The sequence below is a fragment of the Sneathiella sp. genome, assembly GCF_036960985.1.
Lineage (GTDB): Bacteria > Pseudomonadota > Alphaproteobacteria > Sneathiellales > Sneathiellaceae > Sneathiella.
Window position 1 is genome coordinate 17181 of the sequence record NZ_JBALWD010000014.1, and the last position, 19181, is coordinate 36361.

Consider the following 19181-nt stretch of genomic DNA (forward strand, 5'->3'; position numbering starts at 1 on the left):
GCAAGCAAGGCTGCCTGAAATTTGTTACTCAGCAACCACTGCGCGTACTATAAGTTAATGTGACAATACCGAGAATTGACATCAATTCTGACGTTTCAAACTAGAGGAAATCTCTTCAAGACTTTTACCTTTCGTTTCAGGTACCCCAAAGAAAACCGCGACCAAAGCAAAACCGGCGAGAAGAGCATAGCTCCAGAAAGTTATAGCGGGACCAAACTTTTCCATAATGGTCAGGAAGCTGAAGGTTACTAACAAAAAGGAAGCCCAAATGGCCATTGTCGCGACGCTCATTGCAGGCCCTCGTATCTGTTGGGGGTAGAGTTCTGCAATCAGAAGAAAAGTAACACTGGCAGGGCCCGCAGCCCAGGCTCCAGCCAACAGCATTACACCGCCCACAGCCATCCCTTGAATCAGCAAAGATTCACCGCCGGTTGCAAAGGCCAACCCCAAAGGCACTAATCCGCACACCATTCCAGCGTACCCCCAAAGGAGAAGCGGTCGTCTGCCGACATGATCAACTAACAGCATTGAGGCAAATTGACCTACCAACAAGGCCATTCCAACTCCGACGCCAGCCAGGATATCCAATGATACCGTCTCCATGCCGGCAAATCCAAATATCGTCGGCCCATAAAAAAAGGCGATGCTGATGCCCGTCACACGCTGAAGAATACCTAGTCCTATTCCGATAATTAGTGCGGGTCTAACATCCTTTCTCAGGAGGCCCGCCCAGCTTCCCACTTGCGTACCAACATCAGCTTGAATTCTGCCCATCTGTTCTTCGACATTGTGGGTATCATGAAGCCGCCTTAAAGCGGCACGTGCATGATCGAGGCGGTTATTGCACACGCACCACCGCGGAGTTTCCGGTAGAGCCCGGACACCGATCGCGAATGGCACGGCAATTATAGCTGGAAATCCGAGCATCCAGCGCCAATTTCCACTTGTATCAAAGGCAAGCTCAACCAAGTATCCACAGACAACCCCGACCATATTTGCCGTCATATAAATACCAATCAACCGGCCCCGAACACGGTCTGGGGCGATTTCCGCGAGATAAAGCGTCGCCACAACAGACACCATCCCAATGGCAACTCCGACCATCCCTCGGCCGATTGCGACAGAAACCAGATTAGGTGCCAGTGCCGAAGCAAAAGCTCCTAGAAAAAAAATTACTGCGATGACAAACAAAATCTGGCGGCGGCCAAATCGATCGGCAAGCGTCCCGCCGAGTGCGGCGCCAATCAGAGCGCCTACCAAAGACGCCCCGATGACTGTTTCTTCTAGGAACGGAGAAAGCGAAAACTGTATTTTTATGAACAAGATGGCCCCGGCGATAACTGTTGCGTTATATCCGAAGAGCAACCCACCAAGGGCAATGACAAAAGCAGCGAGATAGACGACCCTGGTCGTTTGGGCCTCTCCGCCATTAATTGCTTGCTTCGTCATTGCACTCTATTGCCTTTCCACAAAGCGTTCTCAATGATCACAAAAATTGGAAGCTCAAGAATGTTGCAAAGTCCATCTCCCAACCATTGTCATCTCCAACATGAAACGAAGTAATCGCTGCTCTCCTGCCAATTCTGGAAACATTTTTCGGCGGGATCCAAAATGAGTGGAATGTATAGTTCAGGTCTCCGGCCATCGATGATAAATTGCTGGCTTGTCCACCATGTTTCCGGAGCGATTGTCTGGAAATTGACGGCCAGTACTTCTTCATGGTCGCGTGACGCCACGACTGGTGGATAGTAGCCGTTCGTAGGATCGAGTGAATAAAGCCCGCTGCTTCCAAGAAATTCCTGATCCGTATTCACAAAATTCGCGGCCATCAAATAGGCTTGTGTATTTTTGGCTGTTGCATACCAGATGACATTGGTATTGGAGGGATATTTTCGGGTTAGAAACCCCTTATCAAGCTCATCTGCTATCCCATACTGACCGGTCCAGGAAACCGGAACAACGATCATATCGGCGCGCTTTACGCTGAGGACGTCTGCGGCTTCCGGGTACAAAACCTCGTCACCTATCAACATACCAATTCGTCCGATTTTTGTATCAACAACTGGGATATCATTTCCAGCCGTGAGCCACTTTTTTTCTTCAGCGTTCAGGTGCGTTTTACGGTATTCACCAACAATTTTACCCTGAGGCCCAAGTATTCGAGCGCTTTTGTAATATTTTCCGCCCTCCGTAATGATCGTGCTGTAGATTAGATAACTATCATGTCGGTTAGCAAGTTCACTGAAATATGCATCGACCTCGACCGCTGTGTCAGCAAGTTCTTTGGCTTTTTCGACGGAAGGCGGTGGACCCGTTAAAGAGTGTTCCGGGAACACAATTAAATTAGTGACAAGCGAGACATTCTCTTCCAGTAGAGCGTCTATTTTTGATTTGTTAGCGGCAATGTTATTAATCTGTGGCGTATACTGCACCAAAAGCGCGTTGACATCGTGAGATTGCCGTGAAGCCAGCATCGGCCGTGGTGACATTTTCAAGGTAATATCACCGTAGAGTTCAGGCCGACGGTGATTTAGCAATTCTTTGGCTGAATTTTCATAAAGAGACGGATTGATATCACCATATAATATCGTCGTTTCCGTGCTGTCAGACACCTGCCCTTTATGAGTACTTACGGGTGCTTGTGCTATGTTTTTTCCGAGCGGATCCCAGATGGAAGCACCACCAAGATAATGTACGCCAATCCCGAGTGTGTCGTTTTTTTCAATGTTTGTGCGGTTCGTGGCGACAACAAACAAACCGTTCTGCAATGCCTGCTGCTGCACGTCGGAGATGGAAATGTGAACGCCTGCCATCTCCGGATCGGGCTCCAACATCCGACCCGAACTTGCAATAAAAGCGAGGAGGTTTGCTCCTTTTAGCGACGCAAGCCGAGTTGATTGATAGAAATAATCATCGTAACAAATGATAATTGAAATTTTGCCAAACTCGGTGTCAAATACCGGTATTCCCAGATTGCCCTGTGCCGCCCATCCGCTTTCCAACAAAAACAGATTATTTTTTCGGTACTTCCCAATCAGACCGTTTGGTCCAACCAGAAAGGCAGCATTGTAATACATCCCTGTAGCGCTATCGACTTCTGGCATTCCCACAACAATATAAACCTCGTACTTCCTGGCGAGGTCTTCAAAATAAGCAGTTGTTTTTCCAGGAATTGTCTCAACAAATGGAGCAATCTCAGCCCGTGAGCCATACAAGTAGCCGGTTGTGCTCATTTCAGGAAAAAGAATGAGTTTAGCTTGATTTTCTGCAGCCTGTTTGACTAATGCTTCCATCGCGGGAAAATTTTGCTCGCGTTGTTTGAAAACAGGATTGAATTCTACGGCTGCCGTCTTGAAAGACGGCTTTTCCGACGCGATGGCAGGAAGACATAGACATATTGACAATAGGATATAAACACTCGCTAAGATCTTCATCATAAAATCCTTTTCCTTCGAGATGGTTCGGTAGCAGTATCAATACTAAGTACCTTTGATGTTTTTCCACATGACCGCAGCGATCACGGCCAAAAATATTGTTGAGAGGGCAATAGCTGCGAGCATACCCCAGTAAACACCCAAGGGAACGAGCAAATAACTTGCCGCTAGAGAACAGATAATCAAACTACCAATGCCATACGGGAAACCTTTAATAATGCCATGGGCATCTTCCTTCGAGTATGTCACGTGAACGATTAACAACACTGGGTAGAGTGTTATTGGAAACCCGGAGAGTAATCCGGCCCACTTCTCCCCAATTACATTTGCAAGCCCGGTAATGACGAGAAGAATGGCCGTTGCCACACCGGCGCGAACAACCAGCGAGGTTGGCGTAACCTTAACTGTTTTGCGGCCATTATAATCAGTCTTAGGGATGCCGCGAAACAGGAGAATTGCTATCCCTGTAATCGTCACAGTTACAGCCGTCAATAACCATCTGTTCTGGGGAAGCATTCCCAGTGCCGCGGCTACAAGTAAAAAAACCGCAATAGAAATTGCCGATGTCAACACGACATTCCAACGCCCTAATAAACTGGAAGTTTTCCAATAAACGTAACAAAAAACAAGAGACGCACCAAGCCCGCCAAGGGCGGAAAGTGAGGCGGTTGATGCGAATTTCGGTCCCTGCTCTACTCCCATAAAAAACAAACTGACCGCTATCCCAAGTGGAAGGCCCGCAAAAACACCTGCGATGCGTGGTCCGACACGCTCACTTAACCATGAGAGACCGAGCACTATCAATGACGTCACAACAATCTTGATCAAAATCATCGTCATGACGCGGCATCTATCATTGAGTGGATTGAGTCAAAAATTTACCGCCTCCTCCATAACAGTAGCCCAAACAGGGTCCATGTGCCGGCGCAGAATTGCGGATAGCGCATCTCCATTACGTTCTTGTAATGCTGTTATAATCTTTTCGTGTTCCCTGATGGAACGTCGCCATTCAGTGCTCTTAAGATTATTCCTATAACGCGCCCTATATACCTGCAGATTAAGGCGTATATGATTTTCGATCAGCGCACTATTCCGGCTTATTCGAACGATACCTGAATGAATATCCTGATTAAGCTTAAAATACAGAAGGCGGTTTTTACGCCGTTGGGCAGCGAGCATTTCGTAATGCAATGCCGTTATTTCATCAATATCTTGGTTCGTCGCAAAGTTTACAGCCAACTCGCCTGCAAAAGCTTCCAAAACACTCAGTAAGATCAGCCTATCCCTCGTTTCTGCAGGTGCTGGCTCAGCTACAATGGCGCCACGATTTGGAATCAGTTCCACAAGACCTTCCGTTGCAAGAATTTTAAGCCCTTCGCGAAGAGGCGTTCGGGATACATTCAACGTCTCTGAAATTATACGCTCTCGGATCGGCTCTCCTGGCTGGAGCTCATCTTGAACAATCATATCTCGAACCAGGCCCGCGACTTGATGAACCAAAGGAAGCTGAATAACAACAGCAGTTTCCTCGGCACCCTCATTTTTGGAGAATTGTCCGGTGGATACATGCGTCGTCGGATCTTCGGCCATGCTATCTTAATATCACTTGCATCGAGTTCGCGTCAATTTTTTTGTATACAATATTTATTCTACGAAATATGAAAACTGTAAATTTTCGGCATAAATTGTTGTAAAATCTTTTAGATACAGAGTATTTAGCAAATTTTCCCAAGCCAATATAGAATTTTTAGTTATTGTATACAAAAATTACAAAAAAATCAGAACTAGCTTATTGGTCGTGACTACAGCACGCGAACCCCAGAAATTTCGTTATATTTTGGAATTTCGAGCTCAAACTTCATCGATGTAATATTCACCCCGCAAATATCATTGGCATTACTACATTACCGCTCTCGCTGTGCAGTCAACTTTAGCTCAATCTAATTCGACTAAAAATCTCGATATCCACCGTCGTTTGGCGTCTCACGTGCAATAATACGCGGTCACGCGACAATCTCATTTGACGCTGAACTACCTAGTTGTTGAAGACCCTGCATAAAGCCACGGCCGCAGGGCCTTGCTAATTAGCGGCATAATTGGCCAAGCGAGCAGGCTGGACAAAATCACAACAATTATCAAAGTTTGTGCAGGCTTGGGAAGGCTTCCAATAACGGGGCCGCTAATGCCGAGCAAGAGCAAAAGCATAGGGTAAACTCCAATGATACTCATAACGACGCGCTTCCAATACGGAGGAACCAACATTTTATTCGTACCTTCACCGCCAACCCAAAGTTCAAGCCCTGCGGCTTCAGCGTATTTGGCAGGTCCGCCAGTTAGTTTCTCGATTTCCGCCAATTTCGATACAATTGCCGGTGATTTCCATATTTTCTTAAAATCCGTCAAGGCGGAGAATCGAAGAATGACCGTGTATTCAATCAGCTCGGACGTCGCATGGCGCACAACGTCAACTGTTTGAAAGTTCGGAAGTTGCCTAATAACATCATGAAGTTCTCGAACTAAGTTTTCGTAGTTTGGTTGATGCCCGGACCAAACGTGATCTGTAACAATTATTACAGTCGACCCATCTGGATATGTTTCGTTAGAAAGTGTTTGGCTATGCATCATTCAAACCTCTTCATCTGGCGTCTAGTAGAGTGTGTATCCGTAGATCGGTATTGTAACAATATCTCAATGCTAGCCCAAGTTGGTCTTTTTGAAAGAATTCTGAGCCTCATATGCCGTTGAAATACAACAACCCACTTTCCAATAAACACTAGCATTCTGCATTCAAGAAACTAGTGTAACGATACCTCGCCGCGTTTGCTGGCCCTGTATGTCATTCGGCCCGATGCAGTGGGCACCTATAGAGACTACTTGACGCTACTTTTCGTAGCGAAGTTTTTTCGCTGGTCTTTGACGACAATAATTTGCGATTATGGTTGCAAGGAAACCATAGTGTGTTCGGACATGATGAAAGGAATATTACATGACAACGCCACTCCGCATAGACATTGTATCTGATGTGATGTGCCCTTGGTGCATCATCGGATATCGCCAGTTGGCACAAGCGCTTGAGGCCACCGGCACTGAACATGACATTCACTGGCACCCTTTTGAGCTGAATCTCGATATGCCGCCTGAGGGGCAAAATGTCCGAGAACATATAATAGAGAAATATGGCTCGACCCCGGAGCAATCTGAGCAAAGCCGCGAACAGATGACAAAACTCGGGGTTGATCTGGGTTTTGACTTTAGGTTCACTGAAGACATGCGCATGCACAACACATTCGATGCCCACCAATTGCTACATTGGGCCGATACGCACGGGAGCAAGAATGACTTGAAAATGGCATTGTTCACCGCACATTTCACTGATCGGCGCGACTTGTCTGACATTACGGTTCTGGCCGATGTAGCTGGGGAAGTAGACCTTGATCCGGCCGAGGCACTGGCAGTTTTGGTGGACCAACGCTTTGCGTCCGAAGTCCGGCAGGAGCAGAGTTTTTGGGTCCAGCAGGGTATTCGCGGCGTGCCGGCGGTGGTATTTGATCGTCAGCACCTTGTTACAGGCGCGCAAGGGGTCGACAACTACGCAAATATCCTAAATCAACTGACTAAGGAGATCGCCTGACAGTATTTTCACATTAACTTCGCGGAAAAGGATCTGGCGTTGAATTAGTCTTCTTCGATAAAAAAAAATCTGCTATTCTCGGCATCGTTTCCCGCTTTATATTATTCAGCATGCCGTTTGGTTGTATGCCCGATTTACGCTGGCTATCGAAATATTGAAGATCTTCTCGCGGAACGAGGTCTGAATTTTTCTTACGAGACAGTACGAAGATGGTTTCTGAAGTTTGGTGAGCCAATTGGTGTTGTCACTGTAACTCAATACGCACCAATTCAGTCCTGTTGAAGGAATTGAGAAATTGCTCTTACAGATTGGCGTTAGATCACTGCCTGAAAAATTACGCTGCGCTTCATTTTAGCACTTAGTCATTTTACTCTGACAATGCCCTCACAGACTGAACTATGGCCGGCTAATTCGGTGTAAAGATGTTCTGGCCATCCTTGCTGGCAACCCGACCCTTCACACAAAGAAAATCCTGATCCACCATATTTTGCAAAAGCATCGGATCTTCCGGTGTATTGGCGATAAAGCGGCGACCATCCTCCAACCGTCCAAATAAAATGGCATAAGACGGCCCTTCTCGATCGTGCATAACCGTATAGGTTTCCACATGGGCCGGGCCGTCGGCGACCTCCGCGACTTCGGGGCCTATATGGTCATTGATGACTTGCTGATAAAGGATCGGATCTTTCGGGGCGAATGGTTGTGTGGATGGATCCGTTGAATAGATTCCCACCGATTGCTTGGTCACATAATTGCCGTTGGCAGTGATCATGCCCCGACTTCCCGGAGCCTTTCGAACTACGTTCATCATTTCAGCAATTGAATGGGTCACGTAATTATTTCCGGGGCCACCAAAATACGGAAGGCCGCCTGTCACCGTCAGTCCGCGCGGATCTTCTTCCCCGATGCCCATTTCACGGCAGGCAATTTCCACTGAAGACGGAAAGCAACTATACAAATCAAATTTTTCGATGACCGATATATCGACATTTGCCATTTCCAAAGCTTCCTCCGCAACCACGCGCATGGCCGGGGAGGAATGAAAATTATGGCGATCTGAAATATACCAGTGATCATAGGCATCCGCGCACCCATGCAAATACACCCATCGATCCTCAGGTACGCCCAACTCTCGTGCTTTGGCAACGGAAGTTAATATGACGGACGCAGCCTGGTCAATAAACGCATTAGCATTCATCAGTTTGGTATAGGGAAAGCCAATAAACGGATTGTCCGGACCCACAGTTGATATTTGCTCGGCGCTAAAAGCTTGTTGCCTGTCCGCCCGTGGATTGTGACTGGCCACCTCTGAAAAACCTCCAAAAAGCCTACCCATTGCCGTTAGATGCTCTGGTATGGATCGACCCGTATGGCCGCGAATGGCGTTCTCAAATAGCGGATAGGCAAATATGGCGCCCGCCATGCGATGGCGCTCTTCATTGTCATTCCAGCCGCGGGTCGCAACGCCCCATTGCTCCGGTTTCCCGCCCGCGTCCTCGTTCCAGTCAAGACTGATCTTCGCTCTTTTAGCGTTTCTTTGCGTGGCAAGCGCTTCTCCCCCACAAATAAGGGCTGCATCTACCTCGCCGCTTGAAATCTTTTCCCCTAGTCGATTGATGCACCATTGCGGCATGTTGCCGCCGGGATGGGTATAAACAAGCCGTTTGGCACTGCTGTTACCAATCCGGTTGGCAATTGATTTGGGTGGATTTGAGGGCCCGCCAAACGGGCTTGCAAACCGCCAGCTTGTATCCGAAAAGGAGCGGATTACTATAATGGTATCCAGTGCCGACAAAAGCGCGGCGCCACCACCCGCATCTTCTGCCGCTTGCCGCGCAGCAACCGCCGTCAAGTCCATGGGGCCAAGGGCAATATTGGGATCGGGTTCCCGTTGCGTGACTTGACCGCAACCGATCAGGATGGGGGTACGACTATGGTCCATAGGCTTTACTCTTTTTTTTATTATCAAGTGCCAAAGGGTGTTTATGATTATGTGAGCCACAGCGGAATGCTGTCAATGGGATTGTCACATTAACTTAGTGGCGAGAAAATCGATGCTGAACTAATCTCCACCGATGCAAAAGACCTCATATTCTCGGCATCGCTTCGCGCCTTGTATCATTCAGCATGCAGTCTGGCTGTACGCTCATTTTACGTTGAGTTATCGGAATGTAGAAGATCTGCTGGCCGAACGAGGACTGGATAGCTGTTGTCACATTAACATTGTGGCGAGAAGATTAATGATGATCTAATCTTGGTCGATGAAAAAGGTCACCTATTCCCGGCACCGATTTCCACCTCATATCATTCAACATGCAGTTTGGCTTTATGCTCGATTTACGCTGAGCTATCGAGATGTAGAAGATCTGTTGGCCGAGCGAGGCCTGGATATATCTTACGAGACAGTTCGAAGATGGTTTCTAAAGTTTGGCGAACCGATTGCCAGAAATCTGAGATCCAACCGTCATTCTCCCAACGATATCTGGCATCTGGATGAAATGGTCATTGTTATTAGAGGCAAGCGGCATTTTCTGTGGCGTGCCGTTGATAGTGAAGGCGAAGTCCTGGATTTTCTTGTACAATCAAGGAGAAATACAAAGGCCGCATTGAAATTGATGCGGAAGCTTTTGAAGAAACAAGGCTTTGCGCCTACTCAAATCGTACCAGATAAACTGAAATCCTATCACAAGGCCTTTCGACCTTTGCGCTTGAAGGCCGAACATATTGACAACAAAAGATCTAACAATCGTGCCGAAAATTCACATCTGCCCGTAAGGTGACGGGAACGAAAGATGCAGAAATTCAAATCACCCGGGCCTGCCCAGCAATTTCTCAACATTCACTCTGCAGCCTACAATAACTTTTACGTTCAACGTCACCTAATCAATCGATCTCACTTCAAGCAAAATCGCGCTGAAGCATTCGGCGTTTGGGCAACTGCAAGCACTGCCGCCTAAAAATTACGACTTCAGTTACTTCGCGCCTACAGGAAGTTAATGTGATAATGCCAAAAATACCAATCAATAAGGGTTTACAGCACTTACATTTCATTACGATTAATAACTAACAACACCCCAACTGCTGTAATTGCTGATACACCTATAATAACCGGCATAAGTTGACTACTAAGAAGGCATAACCCCGCAACTGCCAAAGCCAGTCGATAATAAACTTTGAGGATCCCGAATAAGAAACCTTCTGCAGCTACAGCAATAGCGACTAACCCGACAGTAACGGACGCTACTGAAAAAACAATTTCAAGAATGGGTCCTTTCAGTAATATTGCGTCATTAAATACGAACGCAAATGGCACCAAAAAAGCACCGATGGATATCTTTACCGCATCCAGTGCAATAGATAGCGGATTTGCTTCCGCCAGGGCACTCGCGGCGTAAGCGGCAACTGCGACTGGCGGCGTTAGCGCCGACATGACGGCAAAATAAAGTAGAAATAAATGCCCTTGCAAAGCCGGTATCTGCAATTTGACCATAACGGGAGCAATCAGGACAGCCGCCAAAATGTAAGCACTTGGTGTTGGCATCCCAAGACCGAGCAATAAGGTCAATGCTGCAGCAACCACGAGGCTAATGAAAACATCCTGGCCGGATATGGCAAACACTAGTACGCCAAACTTTGACGCGAGTCCTGTCATCGTAATACCACCAATAACTAAACCAGCAGCCGCACAAGCCCCAGCGACGGGAACCATCCGAGTTGCCGTTTCCGAGAGAATTTCGAGTGAAGCTTTAAGTCCGATCCGCGTGGATTTTTTTAACGAGGCCACGATTATGACGGCAAGTAAACCGTATACCGCAGAATAAGTCGGCGTATATCCATTTATGAGCGACCACGAAATAGCCACGAGCGGGATAACAAACAAAAAGCCTTGTTTTAAAACAGGCAGTATTTTCGGAACATCTTCCGCGGATAATCCTCGCAGGCCAAGTCTCTTTGCACGGAGGTGCACTTGTACATAAATTGGAACGTAATAAAGCAGTGCAGGGATAAGGGCAGCGATTGCAATTTCGCTGTAAGGGATACCCGTATACTCAGCCATGATAAACGCGGCGGCACCCATCACTGGTGGTAGAAGGCTGCCCCCTGTCGAAGCAGCGACTTCGACAGCGCCTGCAAATCTAGAACTATATCCAAGTCGTTTCATCATCGGAATAGTTATGGCGCCAGTTGTAACAACGTCCGATGTTGGGCTCCCAGATATGGTCCCGTAAAGACCTGACGAAATAACAGCTATCTTTGCAGGTCCGCCAGCCGTCCGGCCGGTTAGGGATGCTGCTAGATTAAAAAAGAACTCGGACCCGCCGCATTTCGCAAGTGCCGTTCCGAACATTACAAACAGGAAAGCATACGTAGCGGCGACCCTCAGCGGCACGCCAAATAAACCATCTGTGGTGAACGTCATCACATCCAGAAAATGGGTATAGGAAATATCACCATGGGAAAGCATACCAGACAAATGGTCGCCGAACAGATTGTAGACCATGAATAAAATTACAATCACTGTCAGGCCGAGGCCCACAGTCCGCCTCATTACTTCGATTGTCAGCAGAATAATCAGGCTTGCGAAAACAACATCATATACTGTCAATGGGTCAAACAAAGTAATACGCGCCGCAATGGTGTCCGCGTAATAGAGAAAATATGCGCCCGTAACAATTGAAAGAACGGACGCTGCTTTATCCACAGCGCTAACTTTCTCTCCTCCACTATTGGCGGAAGGGCTTATAATCAAGAAAGCAAGCGCCAGCATTCCTGAGTAAAAGCTGATTGTTATTGAAAGCGCGTCCAACCTAGAATAGGTAGCGGAATACAGAACCCAAAGACTTATGGCCGCGCCAAAAAACCGAATGAATTGACCCAGAGAGCCCGATGGGCGCCGACGGATACCTGTATCAAAGGCTATGCTAACAAATGACACCTGCATCTCTCCTGATGACAGCTCGCAAATCCTTGAAAAATGCTGCGCGGATACAAGCTAATCCGCGCAGCATCACTATACGAGATTGTTACTGAAGACCTTCAGCTTTGTAAACTGAAGCAGCAGCAGGATGATATTCAATAGCTTTGCCATCTGCCATCAATTTAGTAGTCAACGGCTTCATTGCCTTATGAACTCCTTGAATCTTATCCGCATTTTTGACCAGTGCAGCAGTAATTTCCTCAACCATCTTTGGATCTGCATCATCACGTACAAACAATTGTGCGGACAGCGTCACTGTTTCCGTGCCGCCCTCTTTCCATTTATACGCATCCGCCGGGATCATATAGGTGCCAATGCTCCATTTTTCGGAGACTTCTCCCAACGTATCACTATTCGCGTTCAACAATTTTAGATCAATTGCATCGGCAAGTTGTCGGATAGAGCGATGATTAACAAACAGCGAATTCAAAATAACGTCGGCACGCCTGTCTCGCATTAACTCTCCTTGCTCTTTCGAGGCGGCATAAGTGACATTGCCACCCCAAGCTTCGATATTCTCAGGACTGGCGCCGGCAGCTGTCAGCATGTCGGCTCCGACCTGACTGGCAACATTCCCACGCTTATTCAGTAATACTCTCACGGGGACTTTCTTCGCTGCAATATCTTCTATCGATGTAACACCATGTTCCTTGGCAAAGTCAGCATTCATGATCATTTGCATCGGCGCCCAAGTATAAAGGACGGCAATGGTCCTTATATTATCAACCGGTGCACTAAACGGCTTGCCCCCTTTCTTAGCGACAGCAGCTTCTGCATCATGGACAATTGCTAAATCACATTTATTCTGACCAAGTAACGCGATATTGGCAAATCCACCACCGGATGTTTGATAGGTAACAATGGACCCAGGGTAGGACTCTTTAACCGCTGCATCAATACCCGAACCAAGAAGTGACCAAAGCCCGCCTGGGCTGGCACCACAAAGGGTCAAGTTATATTCTGCTTTCGCTGGACTGACAGCGACAAACGCACCTACCAGCATCGCGGACAACATAGTAATTTTCTTCGACATTTCGGTTCTCCCAGACCACCTGCACTTTTCGCGCATGATTTGTTTATTTGCGAGCGAGGCCATTACATGTAAACTTAGCCATCTAACTAAAAGACTGGCGTATCCCCTGGTGCTTGTCAAGAGATATGCTTTTTCATAAATTCTAAGGGGTGATCGTAAAATGAATAATAAATCAGGCGATGGAGGTGGCCGTTCGCTACCAACCCCCAATCCAACGGATCTTCAAAACTTAGTATCTGCCAATCGAATTTTATACAAATACGGTGTTGTGGATGGGTTCGGGCATGTCAGTCTTCGTCATCCGCAAAGCGCGGATCATTTTCTATTATCTCGAAATCTGGCGCCTGCTCGAGTAACAGTCGAAGATATATTCATCCACGACTTTTCGGGTGAGATTGTTGAAGCAACAGCAGCCAATCCCTATCTCGAACGTTTTCTCCACGCCGAAATATATAAGGCTCGCCCTGAAGTTATGGCGATCGTACATAGCCATGCAAATACGGTCATACCCTTTGGTGTTGTTAAACAACAGCCGCTTCGGCCTTTGTGGCATATGGCCGGATTCCTAAAGAAAAATGTCCCCATATTTGACATTCGTGATCACGCGGGTGATGGCACGGACCTACTAATTACAGATACGAAGCTAGGCGCTGCACTTGCCTCTGATATGGGTGATGCTCCTGTTGTTCTCATGCGTGGTCACGGCGCTACAATTGTTGGTAAAAATCTTCCCGAAGTATGCTTTCGAGCAATATATACTCAACTAAATGCAGATATACAATTGAAAGCTCTGGCTGTTGGAGATATTACTTACCTCACAGAACTAGAGGCAACGGCTGCGGCTGAAAATATTGGCGGACAGGTTAATAGAGCTTGGAATCTTTGGTGCGAAGAAGTGAATTCAAATTTTGAAGAATGATTGCGATAAGCGATGACGGGCATATCCATTTCGGATAAAAAGAAACTGGCTGCAGATTTGACGACCTTGGCTATCCTACAGCACTGGGAACAGGTTAACCCGGAAGATCGGGTTGCTCATTTGATCAGAGATCTAGCCCGCGGGTTTAACCGTGCCTTGCAAATCCGATTGTCAGAGTATGGCGTATCATTTGGACACTGGGTTTATTTACGAGCCCTATGGCAAAAGGATGGAATTACCCAACGAGAACTGGCCGTACAAGTAGGCCTTACGGAACCGACAACACATACGGCCATTACTAAAATGCTGGATCTTGATTATGTTTCACGTAAACATCGGAACGGAAACAGGAAAAAACAGTATGTGTTCTTGACAGATGCCGGACGCGCATTAGAAGAAAAATTGGTGCCCCTGGCGCAAGAAGTGAACGATATCGCAATTTCGGGTATCGACAGCGAAACCATACAGCTCATCCGTTCTGGCTTACTAGACATGGTTCGAAATTTAGCCGTGGACGAAGCGCAAATCATCGAAGATGGAAAGAAACTTCCATCAACCCGTAGCCTGAACCTAAAATATAAATGAATCAGGAAGCTTTTGTGGATAAGTCAGACAATATTTTTTGCTCCGTCTCAACTGTTCCTAAAGTAAGCCAGTCTGTTCCTTTGGGCACTATTCCTTGGAACGACGAAATTTGCGCATGTGGTATGTGTAAGCTAGAACGACCTATCGCTTGAGCCGAGCCTTTTTGAAAGTCCCTCACCGCTTCAACCATTAGCCGCCGGAACTCGACAACAGCAAGGTCGCTGGCACCTAGAACATCCGTCGTTCGATCAACGATTTTTCCCATGCTAACCCACATGGAAATATCCTGATTGGGTATTCCCTTGATTCCTGTAAAATTTCCAGCCTTCATAAGCTCTCGATCTTGATTAAAATCATTCTCGATAGAACTTTTAGTGCTGTAATCACGATCTATGTCTTTGTCCATTACTAGCCGATTAAACTCACGCCATTTTTCCGTACCGATGATATCCTCTCCACCCCAGGCAAGAAAGTAAAACCAACTATTCTCGTCATCCACCGGCACGACAACGCTGGCCACATTATATGATGAATTAGGTGGGATTAGGGAGATAAAGGGCGCGACATAAACCGTTACTCGAGCATAATCATGTGTGGATGAATTCTTTATGGGACGGCGCAGGGCAACATATCGAAAACCATAAGGTGTTATGCGATAAGTCATTCTAGGCGCTTTGTCTGTAGAGGGTCGCGTCCAGTTTGTTTCTGTTACACCCGCACTGTCAATACGCGCCGGCACCATATCTGAGGAGTGAAGACTAGATGAATGAGCGGAATCAATTTGGCCTTCTTGTATCTGTGCCCAATTACAGGGTATTTTAACTTTTGTAATCGATACTTTTGTTTCTGTCGTTGGTGCGAAAGGCGGCTGCTCGAATTCAGGCATTTCAGCCGCCGGGCCCATAAAGGTCCATATAAATCCGCCAGCTTCTTCAGTAGGATACGACTTTATTTTTGTCTTTTCTTTGAACTTACTCTCGGCCGGTTCAGACGGCATTTCAACAACATTTCCACTGACATCAAATTTCCAGCCATGGTATAGGCAACGCAGTCCGCAGTCTTCGTTCCGACCATAGACTAATGAGGGTCCACGGTGCGGACAAAACTCATCCAGCAAACCAATTTTCCCGTTACTATCACGGAACGCAACCAAGTCTTCACCCAGCAGTCTTACACGAACCGGTTTACCGTCTACTTCAAGCTCTTCGGACATAAGTGCAGGAATCCAATGTCGCCGCATCATCTGCCCCATCGGAGCTTCCCCTTCTACGCGACACAATAATTCGTTTTCCTCTGCGGTCAACATCCGGCTCTCCATAATTTTAGATGTCTAAGATGTGAATATAGAATATATCGAGATCTATTGTCCACCTTGCAATTTATATTTAGATATCTAATATAAATTGCTTCATATTGCTTGTTTGGATTGTGGATGACCTCAGATTTAATTTCCGTAAAAGTTGTCGAAAAGAGCTCTGTTACTGACGACTATTGTGTAATGAAACTAACTGCGTTGGATGGAGCACCTCTTCCAATGTTTTCAGCTGGAGCACATATTTCTGCCAAGACTCCGCAAGGCGGAATGCGAAATTTTTCTCTAGCCAACGATCCAGAAAAGCGCGAATACTACTTGCTCGGCATCAAGGCAGAACGAAATGGGCGCGGTGCGTCTGCAAGCATGGTAGATACGGTTAAGGCCGGCGATGTTCTTGAAATTTTGGCCCCAGAAAATGACTTTGAACTAGTGTCTGCCGATCAGTATCTGTTTATTGCCGGAGGTATCGGCATTACGCCTATTCTATCTATGTGCCGCCAACTCCTCAGAGAAGGAAATGAAAACTTTAAACTGATCTATTGTTCACAGTCGCCAGATACAACCGTTTTTTTAGACGATGTGACAGCGCCGGATTTAGCACCTTATGTGACATTACACCACGACAAAGGCGAACTTTCTGCCTTATATGACTTCTGGCCGCATATGGAAATTCCCGATAAACGGCATATATATTGCTGTGGCCCAAAACCAATGATGGAAGACATAAAAGATATGTCCGGTCATTGGCCAGAAAGCCAAATTCATTTTGAAGATTTTAATCCTGTTCAAGTCCTGCGAGCTGACGACAGAGCTTTCGAAGTTTATTTATCCAAGTCAGGTAGGCGATTAAGAATACCAGAAAATCAGAGTATCCTGGAAACCTTACGTAGTGAGGGCTATGATCTCAAATCCTCCTGTGAAAGCGGATCTTGTGGCACTTGCAGAACAACTCTTATATCGGGAAATGCTGATCACCGAGACCTTGTTCTGACGGATATGGAAAAGGAAACGTCGATTATGATTTGTGTCTCGCGCGCCAAGAATGGAGAGCTTGTCCTTGATATCTGAGTCAAAGCCCCCCTCAACTGCGCCCGTCGGTATCGCGGTAGTTGGCTTGGGCCGTGGCTTTATGCTGACACTGCCTTCAATTTTGGCAGATAGTCGTTTGAAGCTTGTCGCTGGCTGCGATCCAAGGCCCGAAGCAAGAGCAGCTTTTAAAGAACAGTTCAATGGGAGAAGTACACCCTATATAGACGGGCTATTTGAAAAAAATGATGTTGAAGTTGTATATGTCGCCTCACCTCATCAATTTCATAGAGACCATGCAATTGCCGCATTGCGGGCAGGCAAACATGTTCTAATTGACAAACCTATTGCTATTAATCTTGCGGACAGCCGAGCAATAATGGATGCCGGAGAAAAATATGAGCGTCATGTTGCAATCGGTCCGTGTCATAGCTTTGATCCCCAAATTCGTGCATCTCTAGCCCTCATTAGAAGTGGAAAATTTGGTCGTTTAAGAATGCTACGTTCAAGTTATGCCACTGACTTTATGTACCGTCCCCGACGTGAGGAGGAACTCAAGACAAAGGACGGTGGCGGCGTAGTATTTAGTCAAGGGGCGCATCAAATTGACATAGCGCGTCTTTTGTCAGGGGGCCTCGTCAAACACGTCACTGCATTGACTGGAAGCTGGGACACGTCGCGTTCATCAGAAGGCGCGTATGCGGCATTGTTGGAATTTGAAAATGGTATCTGTGCCAATTTGACTTATTCTGGATATGGCCACTACGATAGTGACGAACAGCATGGATGGATAAGCGAACTTGGTATTACCAAAGATCCAAGTTCATACGGCGGAGCACGTCGAAAGTTGAACACATTACCACCAGATATCAGCGAAGAATTTCTGAAAGAAGAGCGTACTTTTGGCCGCGCGAGTCCACTGCCAGCCAGCACAGATAATGAGCATTTCGGAGAGCTATTCTTGAGTCTCGACCGTGCAGATATACAGGTGACGCCCCGTGAACTCAGAATTTACGGAGATGACAAGCGGGAAGTTATTCCAGTGGACCTGGAACATGGCTCCAGAGCTGGCATCATGGAGGCCATATGGCAGATGGCTAGAGAGAATAATGCACCCATTCAAAATGCACAATGGGGTCACGCTACTCTTGAAGTCTGCCACGGTATTTTAAATGCAGCGGCAACAGGTACCTGGCAAAAAATGGCTGAACAGGTTGCCGTTTCTGAATATCCAACAACATCGACTAAAAATGCACGGAGTGAAATATGAGCAACCTGAAGCTTTCAATTGCCATTGGTGATTATGACCGAAACCGTGCGCTTATGGACGGCAGAGTACAAATAGACGGCGTCGATCCGATTTTTATGGCCCTATCGCCAGAAGAAATGTTCTTCAGGGCCTTTCGGCATCAGGATTTCGATATATCGGAAGTTTCTTTCGCCAGCCAAGTAGTTAGCCTTTCACAAGGCACTTCAAAATATCAGGCACTACCAATATTCCTATCTCGAGCCTTTAGACATAGCGCCATATATATTCGTACTGACAAAGGAATAGACAGGCCTGAAAAACTCATTGGCCGGAAAATCGGTATCGCAGAATATCAATTAAGCGCCAATGTTTGGGCGCGGGCAATTCTAGAAGATGAATATGGTGTCAAACCCGCCGATATCACGTGGATACGTGGTGGAATGAATTCAGCCGGACGTCCGGAAAAGATAAAAATCCAACTCCCAGATGACGTTAAAATGGAATTGGCCCCTGAAGGGAAATCGCTAAATGATTTGTTGTTGTCCGGCGAAATCGATGGTTTCATCGGCCCACGGAGTCCAAAATGTTTTGATGAGCAGAAACCAAACATAGGGCGCCTTTTTGGTAATACGGTAGACGTTGCTAGCAGCTATTGGCGAAAAACCGGTATATTTCCTATAATGCACCTTCTCGGCATTCGTCGTGAAGTTTTAGAAGCCCATCCATTCCTCGCTGGTGCCCTAATGAAGTCCTTTAGCCTATCCAAACGGGCCGCAGAAACGCTTCTCGCCGATACTTCCGCAACTAAAGTAACCATTCCTTTCGTCGAGGACCACTTATTTGAAGCTAAAAAATTGATGGGTGAGAATTTCTGGTCCTATGGCGTCAGCGGGAATGAAATCACTCTCAATACTTTTCTCGATCATCACCACCGACAAGGACTATCCAGCCGAAGAATAACGATTGAAGAACTCTTTCCCGAAAATGCCATGGAGAGCTATAGCCTCTAAG

At 46.7% G+C, this 19181-nt stretch carries 15 protein-coding genes and 2 pseudogenes; 8 read left to right on the plus strand and 9 right to left on the minus strand.

The window, feature by feature from the left end; genetic code table 11:
- Nucleotides 1-81 precede the first annotated feature (81 nt).
- The 5 genes from V7723_RS10140 to V7723_RS10160 all read right to left on the minus strand — a co-directional run bounded on the left by V7723_RS10140 (nt 82) and on the right by V7723_RS10160 (nt 6059).
- Nucleotides 82-1449 carry a sugar porter family MFS transporter gene (locus V7723_RS10140; RefSeq protein WP_335684351.1) on the minus strand — a complete coding sequence of 456 codons (1368 nt, stop codon included), beginning with the start codon at nt 1447-1449 and terminating at the stop codon, nt 82-84.
- A gap of 89 nt (nt 1450-1538) precedes the next feature.
- Entirely contained in the window at nt 1539-3437 is a 1899-nt protein-coding gene (locus tag V7723_RS10145) for a nitrilase-related carbon-nitrogen hydrolase (protein WP_335684352.1), read from the minus strand.
- Between the two features lie 42 nt (nt 3438-3479).
- Nucleotides 3480-4274, minus strand: coding sequence for a hypothetical protein (locus tag V7723_RS10150; RefSeq protein WP_335684353.1), 795 nt, complete (start codon nt 4272-4274; stop codon nt 3480-3482).
- A 30-nt stretch (nt 4275-4304) separates the two neighbouring features.
- Complete coding sequence (locus V7723_RS10155; RefSeq protein ID WP_335684354.1) at nt 4305-5024, minus strand: GntR family transcriptional regulator; 720 nt, start codon at nt 5022-5024, stop codon at nt 4305-4307.
- 441 nt (nt 5025-5465) lie between these two features.
- Nucleotides 5466-6059: a hypothetical protein gene (locus V7723_RS10160; RefSeq protein ID WP_335684355.1), complete on the minus strand. Its 594-nt coding sequence runs from the start codon at nt 6057-6059 to the stop codon at nt 5466-5468.
- Nucleotides 6060-6420: 361 nt separating this feature from the next.
- Here V7723_RS10160 and V7723_RS10165 point away from each other — a divergent pair, with 361 nt between their 5' ends.
- Both V7723_RS10165 and V7723_RS10170 read left to right on the plus strand, forming a co-directional pair.
- Nucleotides 6421-7065 (plus strand): DsbA family oxidoreductase, encoded by a 645-nt coding sequence (locus V7723_RS10165; RefSeq protein ID WP_335684356.1) that lies wholly within the window; start codon nt 6421-6423, stop codon nt 7063-7065.
- A gap of 67 nt (nt 7066-7132) precedes the next feature.
- A pseudogene (locus tag V7723_RS10170) lies at nt 7133-7293 on the plus strand (IS6 family transposase); the annotation flags it as partial.
- Between the two features lie 178 nt (nt 7294-7471).
- On the opposite strand, the gene V7723_RS10175 reads toward V7723_RS10170, so the two are convergent.
- Nucleotides 7472-9007 carry an acetyl-CoA acetyltransferase gene (locus tag V7723_RS10175; protein WP_335684357.1) on the minus strand — a complete coding sequence of 512 codons (1536 nt, stop codon included), beginning with the start codon at nt 9005-9007 and terminating at the stop codon, nt 7472-7474.
- A gap of 319 nt (nt 9008-9326) precedes the next feature.
- Here V7723_RS10175 and V7723_RS10185 point away from each other — a divergent pair.
- A pseudogene (locus V7723_RS10185) lies at nt 9327-10022 on the plus strand (IS6 family transposase).
- A gap of 83 nt (nt 10023-10105) precedes the next feature.
- On the opposite strand, the gene V7723_RS10190 reads toward V7723_RS10185, so the two are convergent.
- Entirely contained in the window at nt 10106-12001 is a 1896-nt protein-coding gene (locus V7723_RS10190) for a TRAP transporter permease (RefSeq protein WP_335684358.1), read from the minus strand.
- 88 nt (nt 12002-12089) lie between these two features.
- The gene (locus tag V7723_RS10195) at nt 12090-13076 is read right to left on the minus strand and encodes a TAXI family TRAP transporter solute-binding subunit (protein WP_335684359.1); all 987 of its coding nucleotides are present in this window, start codon (nt 13074-13076) and stop codon (nt 12090-12092) included.
- A 160-nt stretch (nt 13077-13236) separates the two neighbouring features.
- Here V7723_RS10195 and V7723_RS10200 point away from each other — a divergent pair, with 160 nt between their 5' ends.
- Nucleotides 13237-13995: a class II aldolase/adducin family protein gene (locus tag V7723_RS10200; protein ID WP_335684360.1), complete on the plus strand. Its 759-nt coding sequence runs from the start codon at nt 13237-13239 to the stop codon at nt 13993-13995.
- A gap of 12 nt (nt 13996-14007) precedes the next feature.
- Nucleotides 14008-14580, plus strand: coding sequence for a MarR family winged helix-turn-helix transcriptional regulator (locus tag V7723_RS10205; RefSeq protein ID WP_335684361.1), 573 nt, complete (start codon nt 14008-14010; stop codon nt 14578-14580).
- A gap of 1 nt (nt 14581) precedes the next feature.
- Here the strand turns inward: V7723_RS10205 and V7723_RS10210 are convergent, their stop codons facing one another.
- Nucleotides 14582-15886: a Rieske 2Fe-2S domain-containing protein gene (locus V7723_RS10210; RefSeq protein ID WP_335684362.1), complete on the minus strand. Its 1305-nt coding sequence runs from the start codon at nt 15884-15886 to the stop codon at nt 14582-14584.
- A 126-nt stretch (nt 15887-16012) separates the two neighbouring features.
- Between V7723_RS10210 and V7723_RS10215 the strand changes: the two genes are divergently transcribed.
- From V7723_RS10215 to V7723_RS10225, 3 genes are read left to right on the plus strand one after another with little or no spacing between them, the layout of a single operon-like run.
- Nucleotides 16013-16963: a PDR/VanB family oxidoreductase gene (locus V7723_RS10215; protein WP_335684363.1), complete on the plus strand. Its 951-nt coding sequence runs from the start codon at nt 16013-16015 to the stop codon at nt 16961-16963.
- Nucleotides 16953-18191 (plus strand): Gfo/Idh/MocA family protein, encoded by a 1239-nt coding sequence (locus tag V7723_RS10220; protein ID WP_335684364.1) that lies wholly within the window; start codon nt 16953-16955, stop codon nt 18189-18191. Before V7723_RS10215 ends, V7723_RS10220 begins: the two co-directional genes overlap by 11 nt.
- Nucleotides 18188-19180, plus strand: a complete 993-nt coding sequence (locus tag V7723_RS10225) for an ABC transporter substrate-binding protein (RefSeq protein ID WP_335684365.1) — start codon at nt 18188-18190, stop codon at nt 19178-19180. Before V7723_RS10220 ends, V7723_RS10225 begins: the two co-directional genes overlap by 4 nt.
- The last annotated feature ends 1 nt before the right edge of the window (nt 19181 follow it).

What these genes read in the sequence shown, in the direction of transcription:
- V7723_RS10140 (WP_335684351.1), bottom strand. Translation starts at nt 1,449, where the DNA reads ATGACGAAGCAAGCAATTAATGGCGGAGAGGCCCAAACGACCAGGGTC.
- V7723_RS10145 (WP_335684352.1), bottom strand. Translation starts at nt 3,437, where the DNA reads ATGATGAAGATCTTAGCGAGTGTTTATATCCTATTGTCAATATGTCTA.
- V7723_RS10150 (WP_335684353.1), bottom strand. Translation starts at nt 4,274, where the DNA reads ATGACGATGATTTTGATCAAGATTGTTGTGACGTCATTGATAGTGCTC.
- V7723_RS10155 (WP_335684354.1), bottom strand. Translation starts at nt 5,024, where the DNA reads ATGGCCGAAGATCCGACGACGCATGTATCCACCGGACAATTCTCCAAA.
- V7723_RS10160 (WP_335684355.1), bottom strand. Translation starts at nt 6,059, where the DNA reads ATGATGCATAGCCAAACACTTTCTAACGAAACATATCCAGATGGGTCG.
- V7723_RS10165 (WP_335684356.1), top strand. Translation starts at nt 6,421, where the DNA reads ATGACAACGCCACTCCGCATAGACATTGTATCTGATGTGATGTGCCCT.
- V7723_RS10175 (WP_335684357.1), bottom strand. Translation starts at nt 9,007, where the DNA reads ATGGACCATAGTCGTACCCCCATCCTGATCGGTTGCGGTCAAGTCACG.
- V7723_RS10195 (WP_335684359.1), bottom strand. Translation starts at nt 13,076, where the DNA reads ATGTCGAAGAAAATTACTATGTTGTCCGCGATGCTGGTAGGTGCGTTT.
- V7723_RS10200 (WP_335684360.1), top strand. Translation starts at nt 13,237, where the DNA reads ATGAATAATAAATCAGGCGATGGAGGTGGCCGTTCGCTACCAACCCCC.
- V7723_RS10205 (WP_335684361.1), top strand. Translation starts at nt 14,008, where the DNA reads ATGACGGGCATATCCATTTCGGATAAAAAGAAACTGGCTGCAGATTTG.
- V7723_RS10210 (WP_335684362.1), bottom strand. Translation starts at nt 15,886, where the DNA reads ATGTTGACCGCAGAGGAAAACGAATTATTGTGTCGCGTAGAAGGGGAA.
- V7723_RS10215 (WP_335684363.1), top strand. Translation starts at nt 16,013, where the DNA reads ATGACCTCAGATTTAATTTCCGTAAAAGTTGTCGAAAAGAGCTCTGTT.
- V7723_RS10225 (WP_335684365.1), top strand. Translation starts at nt 18,188, where the DNA reads ATGAGCAACCTGAAGCTTTCAATTGCCATTGGTGATTATGACCGAAAC.